18 protein-coding genes and 1 riboswitch are annotated in these 14,948 nt (G+C 41.4%); of the genes, 17 read left to right on the top strand and 1 reads right to left on the bottom strand.

All coding sequences use genetic code 11. The features are described from left to right. The first annotated feature begins 126 nt into the window (after positions 1 to 126). From CSV80_RS04485 to CSV80_RS04410, 16 genes are all read left to right on the top strand, one after another. Positions 127 to 984: an energy-coupling factor ABC transporter ATP-binding protein gene (locus tag CSV80_RS04485; RefSeq protein ID WP_099669929.1), complete on the top strand. Its 858-nt coding sequence runs from the start codon at positions 127 to 129 to the stop codon at positions 982 to 984. Further along, a complete protein-coding gene (locus CSV80_RS04480) occupies positions 960 to 1,835 on the top strand; it encodes an energy-coupling factor ABC transporter ATP-binding protein (RefSeq protein WP_099669928.1) in 876 nt (291 codons plus the stop codon). Before CSV80_RS04485 ends, CSV80_RS04480 begins: the two co-directional genes overlap by 25 nt. Further along, entirely contained in the window at positions 1,829 to 2,626 is a 798-nt protein-coding gene (locus tag CSV80_RS04475) for an energy-coupling factor transporter transmembrane component T family protein (protein ID WP_099669927.1), read from the top strand. The genes CSV80_RS04480 and CSV80_RS04475 overlap by 7 nt, the downstream gene beginning before the upstream one ends. 5 nt (positions 2,627 to 2,631) lie before the next feature. Beyond that, entirely contained in the window at positions 2,632 to 3,369 is a 738-nt protein-coding gene (gene truA / locus CSV80_RS04470) for a tRNA pseudouridine(38-40) synthase TruA (RefSeq protein ID WP_099669996.1), read from the top strand. A gap of 174 nt (positions 3,370 to 3,543) precedes the next feature. Beyond that, entirely contained in the window at positions 3,544 to 3,981 is a 438-nt protein-coding gene (gene rplM / locus CSV80_RS04465) for a 50S ribosomal protein L13 (RefSeq protein ID WP_029053249.1), read from the top strand. A gap of 19 nt (positions 3,982 to 4,000) precedes the next feature. Beyond that, the gene (rpsI, locus tag CSV80_RS04460) at positions 4,001 to 4,393 is read left to right on the top strand and encodes a 30S ribosomal protein S9 (protein ID WP_029053248.1); all 393 of its coding nucleotides are present in this window, start codon (positions 4,001 to 4,003) and stop codon (positions 4,391 to 4,393) included. 616 nt (positions 4,394 to 5,009) lie between these two features. Then, the gene (locus CSV80_RS04455) at positions 5,010 to 5,312 is read left to right on the top strand and encodes an urease subunit gamma (protein ID WP_029053247.1); all 303 of its coding nucleotides are present in this window, start codon (positions 5,010 to 5,012) and stop codon (positions 5,310 to 5,312) included. A 30-nt stretch (positions 5,313 to 5,342) separates the two neighbouring features. After that, entirely contained in the window at positions 5,343 to 5,666 is a 324-nt protein-coding gene (locus tag CSV80_RS04450) for an urease subunit beta (RefSeq protein ID WP_099669926.1), read from the top strand. Then, positions 5,663 to 7,381 carry an urease subunit alpha gene (gene ureC, locus CSV80_RS04445; RefSeq protein WP_099669925.1) on the top strand — a complete coding sequence of 573 codons (1,719 nt, stop codon included), beginning with the start codon at positions 5,663 to 5,665 and terminating at the stop codon, positions 7,379 to 7,381. Before CSV80_RS04450 ends, ureC begins: the two co-directional genes overlap by 4 nt. Before the next feature lie 10 nt (positions 7,382 to 7,391). Next, positions 7,392 to 7,847 (top strand): urease accessory protein UreE, encoded by a 456-nt coding sequence (ureE, locus tag CSV80_RS04440; RefSeq protein WP_099669924.1) that lies wholly within the window; start codon positions 7,392 to 7,394, stop codon positions 7,845 to 7,847. After that, on the top strand, positions 7,840 to 8,526 hold the full coding sequence (locus CSV80_RS04435) for an urease accessory protein UreF (RefSeq protein WP_099669923.1): 687 nt from the start codon (positions 7,840 to 7,842) through the stop codon (positions 8,524 to 8,526). Before ureE ends, CSV80_RS04435 begins: the two co-directional genes overlap by 8 nt. Before the next feature lie 37 nt (positions 8,527 to 8,563). Next, complete coding sequence (gene ureG / locus CSV80_RS04430; RefSeq protein ID WP_099669922.1) at positions 8,564 to 9,184, top strand: urease accessory protein UreG; 621 nt, start codon at positions 8,564 to 8,566, stop codon at positions 9,182 to 9,184. Then, the gene (locus tag CSV80_RS04425) at positions 9,177 to 10,001 is read left to right on the top strand and encodes an urease accessory protein UreD (RefSeq protein WP_099669921.1); all 825 of its coding nucleotides are present in this window, start codon (positions 9,177 to 9,179) and stop codon (positions 9,999 to 10,001) included. The genes ureG and CSV80_RS04425 overlap by 8 nt, the downstream gene beginning before the upstream one ends. A 623-nt stretch (positions 10,002 to 10,624) precedes the next feature. Further along, a complete protein-coding gene (locus CSV80_RS04420; protein ID WP_232321189.1) occupies positions 10,625 to 11,062 on the top strand; it encodes a YheE family protein in 438 nt (145 codons plus the stop codon). A 175-nt stretch (positions 11,063 to 11,237) separates the two neighbouring features. Then, positions 11,238 to 11,340, top strand: a riboswitch (TPP riboswitch). A gap of 89 nt (positions 11,341 to 11,429) precedes the next feature. Then, complete coding sequence (gene tenA / locus CSV80_RS04415) at positions 11,430 to 12,125, top strand: thiaminase II (protein WP_099669920.1); 696 nt, start codon at positions 11,430 to 11,432, stop codon at positions 12,123 to 12,125. A 116-nt stretch (positions 12,126 to 12,241) separates the two neighbouring features. Next, positions 12,242 to 12,559, top strand: coding sequence for a DUF3889 domain-containing protein (locus tag CSV80_RS04410; RefSeq protein ID WP_158231973.1), 318 nt, complete (start codon positions 12,242 to 12,244; stop codon positions 12,557 to 12,559). 146 nt (positions 12,560 to 12,705) lie between these two features. Here CSV80_RS04410 and hpaB read toward each other — a convergent pair whose 3' ends face one another. Then, positions 12,706 to 14,148, bottom strand: a complete 1,443-nt coding sequence (hpaB, locus tag CSV80_RS04405) for a 4-hydroxyphenylacetate 3-monooxygenase, oxygenase component (protein WP_099669918.1) — start codon at positions 14,146 to 14,148, stop codon at positions 12,706 to 12,708. Between the two features lie 156 nt (positions 14,149 to 14,304). Between hpaB and CSV80_RS04400 the strand changes: the two genes are divergently transcribed. Continuing rightward, positions 14,305 to 14,895 carry a hypothetical protein gene (locus CSV80_RS04400; RefSeq protein ID WP_099669917.1) on the top strand — a complete coding sequence of 197 codons (591 nt, stop codon included), beginning with the start codon at positions 14,305 to 14,307 and terminating at the stop codon, positions 14,893 to 14,895. Positions 14,896 to 14,948: the final 53 nt, after the last annotated feature.

The following is a 14,948-nucleotide window of genomic DNA, read 5'->3' as shown; positions in this document are numbered from 1 at the left end:
CCCGGCATTTTCGTTTTCAAAGGCGCATTCCTTAGATGAGGTACGCGCTTTTTTTTTATACATAAGAATAACTGATTACATAGAGTTTATATTGATCCATAACACCACCTAAGAGGAGGAATCTAAATGAAGGAAATAGCGTCGATGCACCATGTGGAGTTTTCTTACGATATGGAGGAAGAAGAATCTTCGCCTATGTCAACTAAGGCATTGAATAATGCGTCTTTCACTTTGTATGAAGGAGAATGGCTGGCAGTTGTAGGGCATAACGGTTCTGGTAAGTCGACGCTAGCAAAGCTGTTGATTGGTTTGATGTTTCCTTCATCAGGTGAAGTACATCTCTTCTCGGAACGACTATCAGAAGAGAATCTTTGGGAAACACGTTCGCGTATGGGCATTGTCTTTCAAAACCCGGATAATCAGTTTGTCGGATCTACTGTGCAAGATGATGTAGCCTTTGCATTAGAAAACAACGGCGTACCATACGACATGATGGTAAAACGTGTTCAAGAGGCTTTGGAACAGGTGAAGATGATGGATTACATTCATCACGAGCCACATCATCTCTCAGGTGGTCAGAAGCAGCGTGTAGCGATTGCAGGCGCGTTAGCTATGCATCCTGAGCTACTTATTTTGGATGAAGCCACTTCCATGCTGGATCCCCAGGGACGTGAAGAAGTAATCGAGATCGTCAAGAAGTTACGATCTGAAATTAACTTGACTGTGTTATCCATTACGCATGATTTAGAGGAAGTATTATTGGCAGATCGTATATTGGTAATGAATGAAGGACAAGTATTGATGGTAGGTACACCGCAGGAAATTTTCCAACAAGGTACTGAACTTGAAAAAGTAGGACTTGATCTGCCATTTGCTTTACGTGTTTCTGAGTTATTAAGAGCCACTGGCGTAGAGTTGCAAGGTAATCATATGACAGAAGAAGAGTTGGTGAATGAATTGTGGACATTTCACTTCAGCAAGTAGGATACTTATACGCTAAAGATTCACCGTTTGAGAAACGTGCTTTGCAGGACGTGACAGCTACGATCCCTTCAGGCTCTTATACATCAATCATTGGTCATACGGGCTCAGGGAAATCGACTTTATTGCTTCATTTGAATGGGTTGCTAAAGCCGTCTGAAGGTATTGTCCAAATAGGTGACACGATGATTACTGCCCAGACTAAAGGTAAGAAGATGAAGGAAGTTCGAAACCAAGTAGGGATTGTGTTTCAGTTTCCTGAACACCAGTTATTTGAAGAAACAGTTGAAAAAGATATCATGTTCGGACCTATAAATTTTGGTGTGCCGAAAGAGGAAGCAAGAGCTCGCGCACATGAATTAGTGAAGCTTTTAGGTCTGCCGGAGGATGTGCTGCAGAAGTCTCCTTTTGAACTGTCAGGAGGTCAAATGCGGCGTGTTGCGATTGCGGGTGTCCTAGCATTCAAGCCATCTGTCTTAGTCCTTGACGAGCCTACAGCGGGCTTGGATCCTAAAGGTCGTAAAGAGATTATGGAGTTATTCCATCATTTGCATAAGACAGAGAGTCTAACGACGATCCTTGTGACACATAGTATGGAAGATGCGGCACGCTACAGTGATCGAATCCTGGTGATGCATGAGGGGACGGCTGTGATGGAAGGGACGCCTGAAGAAATATATAGTTTGGAAGATCAGCTTCATTCATTTCGACTCAGCGTCCCGCGTTCCGTGCGTTTTCAGCGTGAGATCGAAAAGATGAGTGGACAGCGTTTTGATCGCATTGCACTTACGGAAGATACATTGGCACAAGAGTTAGCAAAAGCTATTGCGAGAAAAGGGGAGCGGCCATGTTAGAAAAAATGATTATTGGCCGTTTTATTCCAGGTACCTCCATTGTGCATCGTATGGACCCCCGTTCCAAGTTGCTCTTTGTCTTTCTGTTTGTAGTAGCGGTGTTCTTGGCCAATAACGTTGTGTCTTATGCCATTTTGCTTGGCTTCACAGCGTTTGTCATTGCACTCGCTCGAATTAGACCATACTTTTTGATCAACGGGTTAAAACCGGTCATCTTTCTGATCATTTTTACTCTTCTATTACATATCTTCTTTACACGTGAAGGACCCGTTATATTTGAATGGAAGTTTATCAAAATTTATGAAGAGGGTTTGCGAATGGGTATATTTATATCCATCCGATTTTTGGTTCTCGTTTTGATTACGACAGTATTGACATTAACAACTTCACCAATCTCGATTACGGATGGATTGGAAACGTTGCTCAATCCTTTTAAAAAGCTGAAATTGCCAGTACATGAGTTGGCATTGATGATGTCGATATCTCTTCGTTTTATTCCAACTTTAATGGATGAGACGGATAAAATTTTAAAAGCACAACTAGCAAGAGGATCTGATTTAAGTACCGGTTCCATCAAAGAGCGGGTGCAAGCAGTCATTCCGTTGCTTGTACCGCTATTTGTCAGTGCGTTTAAACGTGCAGAAGATTTAGCAATCGCTATGGAAGTGCGTGGCTACCGTGGTGGAGAAGGTCGCACAAGGTTCCGTCAGTTGTCTTGGCACATGAGGGATACTGCTGTTCTGATTACTTTTGTGCTATTGGTAGGTGTATTGCTGTGGGTGAGGAAGTGAATAAATTGAAACGAATGAAAGCGACTGTTTCGTATGACGGGACGCATTTTGCCGGATATCAGTCCCAGCCAACCATGCGGACAGTTCAAGCGGAGATAGATAAGGCGCTTGTTAAATTGCATAAAGACCCGACATCACACGCGGTAGCAAGCGGACGAACCGATGCTGGTGTCCATGCGTTAGGTCAGGTCATCCATTTTGACACACCTCTAGATTTAGGTGATCGCTGGCTGATGGCATTGAATGTGCTGCTGCCTAAGGACATCCGTATAACTGCGATTGAACAGGTGTCTAAAGATTTTCACGCCCGTTACGGTGCAACAGGTAAAACGTATCGATATAAATGGTCCTATGGAGAATTGCAAAGTCCATTCGAGCGTAATTTTGCTGTTCATTTAGGTAGGTGGAATCCAGATGTAGAACGAATGAATGCAGGTGCTGCCTATTTAATCGGCACACATGATTTTACAAGCTTCTGTTCGGCGAAGACCGCTACCTCGAATAAAGTCCGTACGATCCGGAAACTTACACTTGAACGGCATCAGGACGAACTGATTCTTGAAGTGGAAGGAGATGGATTTCTTTACAATATGGTTCGTACGATTGCCGGTGCTTTGCTGGAAGTTGGCATTGGTTGGGACGAGCCCGAAGATATCCAAAAAATACTCGAGGCAAAAGATCGCCAAAGAGCAGGGAAAACTGCGGCGGCACACGGTTTGTACTTGCTAGAAGTCACTTATTGAAGTCATGGCAACTAATCCTGGCGTATACATAAAAACGCTTGACTTTATCGGCAATAAAGGATAACATGATAAATGGTATTTCAATAACCCCACAAACAAGCCCCGGAAGTTTATTTGTGTTTAGGGATAGAGAAAACAAGGGAACAGATTTGATATTTTAGGAGGAAATACAATATGCGCACAACATTCATGGCTAAAGGTCACGAAGTCGAACGTAAATGGCTAGTTGTCGACGCTGAAGGACAAACGCTTGGTCGTCTTGCTTCAGAAGTTGCAACTCTTTTACGCGGTAAACATAAACCAACGTTTACACCACATGTTGATACAGGCGATCACGTCATCATCATCAACGCTGAAAAAATCCAATTGACTGGTAACAAGTTGAAAGATAAAATGTACTACCGTCACTCTGGTTACACAGGTAGCATCAAGTCACGTACTGCTCTTGAAATGCGTACGAACTACCCTGTAAAAATGCTTGAACTTGCGATTAAAGGAATGCTTCCAAACGGTCCTCTAGGTCGTCAAACAATCAAGAAATTACACGTATTTGCTGGTCCAGAGCATCAGCATGCAGCACAAAAACCAGAAGCTTTCGAGCTTCGCGGTTAATTAAGAGGAGGAAACCCACTTGGCACAAGTACAATATATCGGCACTGGCCGTCGTAAAAGTTCAGTAGCTCGTGTACGTCTAATTCCTGGCGAAGGCAAAATTGTCGTCAATAATCGTGACGTAGAAGACTACGTACCATTCGAAACACTTCGTGAAATCATTAAACAACCACTAGTTACAACGGAAACACTTGGAAGCTACGATATCCACGTTAACGTTCACGGTGGAGGTTACACAGGTCAAGCAGGCGCAATCCGTCACGGCGTTGCTCGTGCATTGCTTACTGTAGATCCTGATTTCCGTGCAGCACTTAAATCAGCAGGATTCCTAACACGTGATCCACGTATGAAGGAACGTAAGAAATACGGTCTTCGCGGCGCTCGTCGTGCACCTCAGTTCTCAAAGCGTTAATTTGTTTTTTCAAAAGTTCTTCTCATTATTTAATGAGGAGGGCTTTTTTGTGTTTAGCTTGAGCAGTACTTTTCTAAGTAGATATCTCGCCAGCTCCTTATGTAAGCGGGAACACTTGAATCTTCGCCGAGAAACTGTACAATAAATTAGTAGCAGTAACTCCAATTCACTTTCTAAAAAGAAAGTAAACCACCCTTCATTCCCAGTTGTTTTAGCTAGTTGAGAGGCTCACGGATCACCCCCCCTGATATTATGAGTCTTTAACGAATCAACTGCGACTAGACCATGTATTAAACAACTCGTTACCTAATCATATGATTCGAATTTAGAGACAACTTGACCGAAATACTATTTTGGCCGCTAACAATAGTTTATTTGTCGGCGAAGTGTTATGTGGACAACGTTTATGTTAACTTGCATTTGGGTAAACTGTGACAAGTTGGACCTCTCTATACACACACGCTTTATCAATGGAATTATATGAATGAATCAAAATGTGTAAGGCAATTAAAAGAGGATAGCAAGTCAATATAATTTTTATACTTTATAGAATATTACATTTTTAATTGGAGAAGTGTATTACTGCAATATATTATTTATTTTAGGAGGTTGAACAATGCGATTACTACCGCGTGAAATTGATAAATTAATGATCGTTGTTGCTGCAGACGTTGCCAGAAGACGGAGGGAACGAGGGCTTAAATTGAATCACCCTGAAGCAATGGCTCTTATTACATATGAGGTGATGGAAGGTGCCAGAGACGGGAAAACAGTTGCGGAACTTATGGCTTATGGTGCGACGATTTTAACTCGTGAAGATGTAATGGATGGGATTCCTGAAATGATTGATGACATTCAAGTAGAAGCAACATTCCCTGATGGGACGAAGTTAGTCACAGTGCATAACCCGATAAGATAGATTGTTTATGAATAGAAGGGAGACGTAACGATGATACCAGGCGAATACATTTTAAAAGATGAACCAATCATTTGTAATGAAGGTGCAGAAAATATACATGTACAAGTTATTAATCATGGGGACAGACCCATCCAAATTGGTTCCCATTATCATTTTTATGAAGTGAATCTTGCATTAAAGTTTGATCGGGATGTTACGTACGGTAAACGTTTAAATATTCCTGCAGGCGCTGCTGTTCGTTTTGAGCCGGGCGATGAAAAAGAAGTACAGCTAATTGACTATGCTGGAGAAAGAGAAGTGTACGGATTTCACAATAAAGTAGACGGAGCATTGGAAGGCGGGAATACAAAATGAGTTTTAAAATGGATAGAGAGCAATATGCTCAAATGTACGGACCGACAACCGGAGACTCTGTCCGACTAGCAGATACAGATTTATTTATCCAAATTGAAAAAGACTACACGAAATATGGAGAAGAAGTTGTGTTCGGTGGCGGGAAAGTCATTCGCGATGGAATGGGACAACACCCATACATAACGCGCGAAGAAGATGAACGCGTACCAGATACAGTCATTACAAATGTTGTCGTGCTGGACTATACAGGAATATATAAAGCGGATCTAGCAATTCGAGACGGCAAAATTTCGGGTATCGGCAAAGCAGGTAATCCGCTTGTGCAAGACAAAGTGGATATTATTATTGGAACATCCACTGAAGTTATTTCGGGAGAAGGTAAAATCATTACTGCCGGTGCAATTGATACGCACGTGCACTTCATTAATCCGGCACAAGTAGATGTCGCACTTACTGCGGGAACGACAACACTAATCGGTGGTGGAGCTGGACCAGGAGATGGTTCTAGAGCTACGACTGCCACACCGGGTGCTTGGCATCTTCATTCCATGCTGAAGGCTTTGGATGGACAACCGATCAATATCGGTTTAACAGGAAAAGGGCATGCAGCAGCGGGAGGCCCTTTAGCTGAACAAATAATTGCCGGTGCGATTGGTTTGAAAGTTCATGAAGACTGGGGCGCGACACCGTCTGTTCTCGATCATGCATTACGCATTGCCGATGAATATGATGTGCAAGTCGCCCTTCACGCGGATACATTAAACGAATCCGGATTTTTTGAGGATACGATCAAAGCCATTGACGGCCGTGGTATCCATATGTACCATACAGAAGGCGCGGGGGGAGGGCATGCTCCGGATTTGATTAAATCTGCAGGCATGATGAATGTGTTGCCGGCTTCTACCAATCCGACATTGCCGTATACAATTAATACGATTGATGAGCATTTGGATATGGTGATGGTAGCGCATAACTTAAATCCTTCCGTGCCAGAAGATATCGCATTTGCAGATTCACGTATTCGCAATGAAACGATTGCAGCGGAAGATATTTTACAAGACCTAGGTGTCTTTAGTATGACAAGCTCCGATTCTCAGGCGATGGGCCGTATCGGAGAAGTTGCACTTCGTACATGGCAAGTAGCTCACAAAATGAAAAAACAGCTTGGAGTTATGGAGGGCGATAGTGAGTATTCGGATAATAATCGGGTAAAGCGCTATGTCGCTAAATATACGATTAATCCTGCTATTGCTCATGGCGTATCGGAGTATATCGGTTCAATTGAAGTCGGGAAAATGGCCGACCTTGTCCTATGGGATCCAAAATTCTTTGGCGTTAAACCCGAAATGATATTGAAAAATGGAATGGCAGTCTTTAGCTTAATGGGAGATGCCAATGCGACGATCCCGACGCCACAACCAATGATTTATCGTCCGATGTATGCAACACTCGGTAAGGCATTGTCGCAAAGTTCTATTACATTTGTTTCCCAAATTGCATATGATCAAGGAATAAAAGAAAAGCTTGGACTTGAAAAAGTAGTACTGCCTGTCCGTAATATACGCAGTCTCACGAAAAAAGATATGAAATTAAATACAGCTACACCCCATATTGATGTGGATCCACAAACGTATGAAGTGAAAATTGACGGAAAACTTATAACATGTGATCCGATTGACGTAGTACCTATGGGTCAACGCTATTTCTTATTCTGAGGTGAAGAAAATGATTGTAGAAGAAGTCTTAATGAACGTTAGGGATTTAGATCCAAGTAAGTATGAAAGCCTTCATAAAGAGAAAGTGTACTTAGAAAGTGCGCATTTAATGAAAAGAATCCAACGTGTGGAAACCGATCACGGACGTGAAATTGGAATTCGATTAAAAAAACCGCGTGATTTGGAAGCGGGAGACATTCTTTTTATGGATGATAAGAATGTTATTTTGATTGATGTACTTTCTGACGATTTAATTATTATTAGCCCGCGCACGATGCTTGAAATGGGAACGATTGCTCATCAGCTTGGAAATCGTCATTTACCTGCGCAGTTTGAGGATGAGGACATGCTCGTTCAGTATGATTATTTAGTCGAGGAATTGCTAAAAGAAATGGGTATTCCGTTCAAGCGTGAAGAACGAAAAGTTGCGAAGGCTTTCCGTCATATCGGACATAGCCATGACTAATAACGCACTGTCCTTGTTACAGCTATGCGATTCAAGTTTTCCGATCGGCTCTTTTAGCCAGTCATTTGGACTGGAAACATATATCCAGAACGACAAGGTCACCGATGCCAATACGTTTTCTGAGTGGTTGAATGTCTATCTGCATGAACAGCTTGCTTATGCAGATGGCTTGGCCGTAAGACTCGTTTATGATGCACTTGATGTGGATGATCTTGATAAGATTTGGGAATTGGATCGCTTATTGACTGTACAGAATCTTGCCCGTGAATCACGTGATGGTACACAACGTATGGGTGACAGAATGTTAGACATTGCCGAATCCATTTACAAAATACCAGTGTTATCTATCTACGCGCAGAAAATTCGTGACAAACAAGCTTTCGGACATCCGGCTATTGTTTTTACGATGATCGGATATCACCTTCAAGTAGAAAAGACTACAACGATTTTATATTATTTATATTCGACGGTTGTTAGTCTCGTACAAAATGCCGTGCGGGCCATCCCGCTTGGACAAACTGCGGGACAGAAGATTATTTATACGTTTCAACAACAACTTCAGCAAACAACAGACAAAATTATGGAATTAGATCAAGAAGAGTTTGGAGTCGTATCGCCAGGACTCGATCTTTCACAAATGCAACACGAACGTGTTGGGATACGTATCTTTAGTTCGTAATGAACACAATGAAATTGAGAATAAGGATGTGCTTAGAATGGGACCAATTAAAATAGGTGTTGGCGGACCAGTTGGTGCAGGAAAAACTATGCTGGTCGAAAAGATTACACGCGCTTTAGAGGGCGAAGTAAGTATGGCTGTCATTACAAATGATATATATACGAAAGAAGATGCCAAATTTTTAGTTGCGAACGGTATTCTTCCAGAAGACCGCATTGTCGGGGTGGAAACAGGAGGCTGTCCACACACGGCAATTCGAGAAGATGCATCGATGAACTTTGCAGCGATTAATGAATTGCAGGAAAAGCATCCCGACGTAGAGTTAATTTTTGTAGAGAGTGGCGGAGATAATCTAGCGGCTACATTCAGTCCGGAACTCGTAGACTTTTCCATTTATATAATTGACGTAGCGCAGGGTGAAAAAATCCCGCGCAAAGGCGGACAAGGAATGATTAAATCTGACTTGTTTATTATAAACAAAACAGATTTGGCGCCATATGTCGGGGCAAGTCTTGAAGTCATGGAATCTGACACAAAAGTATTCCGAGGAAATAAGCCTTTCTTTTTCACTAATTTAAAAGACGATCAAGGGCTAGATGAAGTAGTAGAGTGGGTCAAGAAACATGCTTTGTTAAAAGGACTAGGACAAGATGTCTGAATGGACAGGCGTTCTTGACCTTGTCATGGAAAACCGCTTAGGACGCTCCGTGGCAAAAAGTGTCTACTTCCAGGGTGCATTTAAAGTGATGCGCCCTGTCTATTTCAATAAGAATAGTTATCCATGCTATTATTTATTAAATCCTGGCGGTGGCTATTTAGATGGAGATCGGTATCAAATGAAAGTCACGCTTGGTGAACGAGCGATGCTGACGTTGACGACCCAGTCGTCGACGAAAGTATATAGAACGCCCACCAAGCCAGTGTACCAAGAGACGATCTTTTATATGAAAAAAGACAGTTATCTAGAGTACTTGCCGGATGCACTTATTGCATACAAAGATGCCAGTTGTTATCAAAAAAACAGTATATACATGGAAAAAGGCGCAACATTGCTATATTCCGATATACTGACTCCCGGCTGGTCACCGGAAGGAGAAAAGTTCAGCTACGATATGCTCCGTTTGAAAACGGAGATTTATATGGAAAATCAACTTGTTGCCTTTGACCATATTAAACTTCATCCAGCATCTCAGCATATGAATGAGTTAGGTTTTATGGAAGGATACACACATTTAGGTTCCTTAATTGTCGTTGGAGAAAAGACAAGCGATGCTTTATTAGATCGATTGTATGAAACAATTCAACAAGAGGCTGGAGAATTTACATTTGGATTATCCAAGCTTGCTGTTCCTGGCTTCACCATCCGTATATTAGCAAACTATACACAGGTCATAGAACGAATTATTTCAGTGTGCCATCACGTGATTAGCGACGAATGGTATCAAACGAAACCAAGTTTTTTAAGGAAGTACTAGACAGGGCCCGACAATTCTAAAGAGTTGTTGGGCTTTTCCTGTTAATTTTGCTGTTTATATATAAATTATTATATGACTAGTAGTTCGCGCATTGGAGTGTGTTCGAACAGCTTAGATACCAGTCCAATAAAATAGTTAGAGTGTCATTTCAAATGATTGAAACACAGAAATTAGGGTATCATTAAACATATGAGTAATAACACTTTATAAGTTGGAACCAGACGTCAATCCAAGTGGAATTATAGGTGTTTTAGGTGTATAGGCTCAACATTCATGCTTATTATGAATGGCTTTAAAAAGACCGTTACCCAAGTGTGAATTTGGCATGCTGACTTGTAATGAGCAAAGGCGCAATAGACTGAACGGCTTTTGAACTGGCCGTGACCACCATTTTCCCACTGAATTTTGCGTTTATAACAAGTGCCTTAGAACAGTGATTGGTTTGACAACAACCTATTGCTGAGATATATTTGGTTTTTATTTGAAGAGGATCTTTATAAGTAAACTTGAACGGTGGGAAAATCTAACTTTGTGCTAAATAGCTTGAATTAGTAGTGATGGATGAAGTAAGATGAATTATTCTATAAAAAAGAGACTTGTTACTATTTTTGGAGGTGTTTCCTGTGGTAGACGACTTTGAAGCGGAAAAAGTTTTTGAGGACAGGCAGTACGAGCGAATTCAGTTTAAGCTCATCATAGAAGGTCGTAATTATAAGGGGGACTATCATGATGGTGAAATCCAATGGCTTCATCCACATCCGAAGCAAGACGTCGGTGAAGAAGAAGTAATTGCCATAGAGAATAAAGTGTTGGAATTGTTATCTGAGCAAGGGATTCGAAATGAAGCAGATGATATTGAAATCGAACGTTCGATTAGCAGAAATCAAACTCGGCCACTTCAGTTATTTAAATTAAAGATTCAGGGTGAAGAGTTTAAAGGAACATTTATTAACGGTGAAATCGAATGGTTTCATCCTAAACCAAGACGTAAACTAAAAGAAGAGCGCGTGAAAAAAATAGAAGAAGATGTTCAGAAAAAGCTCAAAGAACATCTAGAATAAAGATTTGAAACTGCGTGACTCTCACTAAAAATAAACTAATAAACTTATTCGAATAAATGCCATCAACTTGAGGACTGTTACCATTCACTGTGTTGTATGTTAGGCAGTTTATAATCTCAATTCGTTTGACTTTTCTGACAAGATATGCCTATAATGGATATACAAATGAAATAGTTGTTACCGCTAGGGGTGCTCTGTGGAGCTGAGAGAAGCATATTGCTTTAACCCTTTAACTTGAACCGGTTCATACCGGCGTAAGGAAGTGGTGCAGATGTTACGTAGCTTATTTCTGGCTCTGTGACGTCTCTCCGCCACTTCTGGTCAAGAAGTGGTTTTTTCATTTACTACGAAAAAGGGGAGAGTATACATGAAGTTCACTGAGCGCTTATTAGAGAAGACATTACCGATTTGGAGACAGAATCATAGTCATCCATTTGTCCAAGAAATTGGAAATGGTACGTTGGATGAGGAGAAGTTTCGATTTTATATGGTGCAAGACTATTTGTATTTAATCGACTACGCAAAAGTGTTTGCTGTAGGCACGATGAAGGCTACCGATGTAGAGATGATGGGGAAATTTGCAGCGTTACTTAACGGTACACTAAACACGGAAATGGATCTACATCGTAAGTATGCAGCTCGCTTTGGTATTACAGAAGAAGAGCTAGAGAATGCCAAGCCGTCACCCATTGTCCTAGCGTATACGCACTATATGTTGCATGTTAGTCAAAACGGTTCTTTAGCGGAAGTAGTCGCTGCATTATTGCCGTGTGCGTGGAGCTACTGGGAGATCGGCAAAGAGCTTTCTGAGTTGCCAGGTGCGTTGGATCATCCGTTGTACGGTGACTGGATTCGCATGTATTCATCGGAAGACTTCGGGGAGTTGGCTACTTGGTGCTTAGACTTAATGGATGAAACAGCAAAAGGTAAGCCTGAATCGGAATTAGCGAGGTTAGAGGAGATTTTCCTTAATACGACTCGTTATGAGTATATGTTCTGGGACATGGCGTATACGAAACAAATGTGGCCTGGTGTGAAGGAAGAACAGACAATAAAAATTTAATATACAAGAGACATCTAACTATTTTAGTTGGATGTTTTTTTATTTAGAATTGAATGGTTATAATCAGCGCATGCTATTCTTAAAAGGAGGTGTGCGCCATCTTTGCGAAAATAGGCTTGGCACTTGGAGTTTTATTGACAAGTGGGTCGGGCACTAGTGATGCGCCAGTTGCTGCACTTAGTAAAGTGGAAGTACCGGCATACGCCAAATGGTCAAGGCTTGCTATCAAGCAAACGATGCTCAAGTATCCTCATGCAGATATCAAGGATTATTTGCATATCGCAACTGACTCAAAGAAAGTTACAAACACGGAAAAGTTCCAGCTTTGGTTAAAAGAGGAGGAACGAGAATTCGGTGTGCTAGTGACTGTCACCTATTCAGCAGAAACGGGTAAATTTATTCGCATCGATTTTCAAGAAATACCTATTAATTAAAACAACACCCCTATGCCATATAACATGGCTTAGGGGAGTTGTTTTATTCGGGAGCTTTTTGATAAAAGAAAATGTAAGAATTGATGTCGTTGGTGAACCACTTGTATAGACATGCATCCGAATAGTTTAGGTGAATTGCAGACTTCTTATTTAATCCTAAGTAAACGATATATCATTTCTTGCCCCGCGTCTTTCGGGTAGGATCGGTATAGATGACCTGATAGGCGAACCGGATCTCCGAAAAAATACCGTTCATATTGTGTTTGTCTTGTGCCGAACGAACTCATCGTCAAATCCCAAGCCAAACGAAACAGTTGTACACGTTCTACCGCGGTTTTTGTCGCTCCTTGCAGGTACTTTGCGAGATCAGGTTGAATAGCCGAATGGAAATCCTTATCGGTGGGTAACGCAATCATTCCACTTGCTCCGATTAGCTGAATGATCTCACTGAAACGCGGGTAGACTTTCGGGAAAACATTGCTGGCTACTTGAAGTGGTATTGCACTTGGACACATATACCCCCATTGATCGAGTGCCGCATCGGCTTCAGATTTATCTCGCAGTGCTTTCATTGTTTCGAGTCCAATAATTATTTCAGACAGTTTTTCTTGTATGTGGAGATATTCCGCTATATTAATCGTTTGGACGAGCTGCTCTGCTAAATTCAGCATGAACTCCGTTTTGACAATCTGTCTCGTAATGACTTGATGTGTGGCGAATGGATGGAACGAACTCATGGAAAAAAACTCTGAAGCTACTTCGGCATTGTGATGAAAGAATACACGCTCCCATGGGACGAGAACATTATCGAAAACCACTACAGCATCCATCTCTTCAAACCTTGAACTCAGTGGGTAATTAAATGTGGAACTCCCTCCTACAAATGATTCTCTACAAAGAAAACGCAAACCTTCTGTTCCAGAGGGAATGGAAAAGGCGAAAGCTTCATCAGGATCCCCAAGAAATGAAGGCGTGCTAAATACCAATACCTCATCTGTCACGCCGCCCTGTGTTGCAAGTAGCTTAGCTCCTTTAATGATGAGTCCTTCCGATGTCTGACCTACAATCTTCGCGGAGACCGGTTCATCTGACATATTAAAGGCACTTTGAGATCGATTAATCTGCGGTGTAATGAAGGTGTGAGTAAAAGACAGGTCCTCTTCTCGTGCTCGTTCATACAGCGCTTGAATATGTTCGGGAAAGCAGTTTTCCTTGCCGAGCAAGTGAGGCGAAGAAGAGGCAAAGCTCATGATCACCGTATTGAGGTAATCGGGACTTCTGCCAAGTAAGCCGCAAGAAAGTCTTGCCCATTCTTCTGTCATGACTCTGCGATTCTGCAAATCTGTTTTGGTTTTAGGTTGTAAGTAAGAAATACCAATTCGCTCATTTGTGACTGGCGAAGCGTATGTCATGAGAGATCTGTGTGCAGGTGACAGTTGTAAATCATATAGAGAAGCCTTCGTTTCTATAAGCCCTTTAAAAGCGGGATGTTCAGAGATAGGTCCTTTCAATTGTTGCCCATCTAGCCAAATCTCAGCGTTTTGCTCATTCATTCTACGTACAAACTCCTCGCCGTTTATAGCACCCATACTATTCCTCCTGATTTTTCTAGTTGGTATAGTATATTATGACATCGTCTTGAATGATCAAAATAGTTCTCGTTCTGAACAATAGACAATAGTTTTGATACAATACAGAAAGAGTACATAGGGAATTTATCCGGATAAGTGAAAGGCGTGTATATAATGAATGAAGAATTGGTAATGAAGTATATCGTGGCGTGCACAAATCTATATGGGATTGTGCCTGTTGAAAAAGTGGTTGAGATCTACAAAAATCAAAACAAAGAAGAGATTTCATTGGATGAAGTGGAAAGATTTTTGCAATCAGAGCAAGTGAAAGAAAAACTAGAGGAGAGCTTCGTTTATATTCAATCAAACGAATTTGTAGCAGAAGCGACTAGCGAAGAGGATGAAAAGGAAAACCTAAAACGAAATGCAGCTGGAAAGCCATATTACATACCTGGAAAAGAAGAATTACTGCGATTCATTGATGAAGAGTACTTTCAAGAAACGCCAGAGCAGGTAATAGTAAAGAATATGTTAAGAGAAGACTTCGGTGATCAATTGAATGTAGAGGAAGAAGTCTCTGAACTAGTATATAATTTGCAAGTAAGTGGCGGCGACTTCATGATGGAACTTTCATTATTTGTATCGGGACTGGAACTGCCTATTAAAGAATCCGAGCGCTATATCCCTGCGATTGTTGAATTGGCGGATGCGACCAGATTATGGGAAAACCGAGGGCATACTATGAAAGAGTTACAACAACACTAATTAGTTCATTTCAATAGACAATGCTTAACTCAGCAAGATAGAATAAGGGTACA

It is taken from the genome of Sporosarcina sp. P12(2017) (genome assembly GCF_002743035.1).
Taxonomy (GTDB): Bacteria; Bacillota; Bacilli; order Bacillales_A; family Planococcaceae; genus Sporosarcina; species Sporosarcina ureae.
The sequence above is the reverse complement of the archived record's forward strand: the minus strand, read 5'-3'. Positions and strand labels throughout refer to the sequence as shown.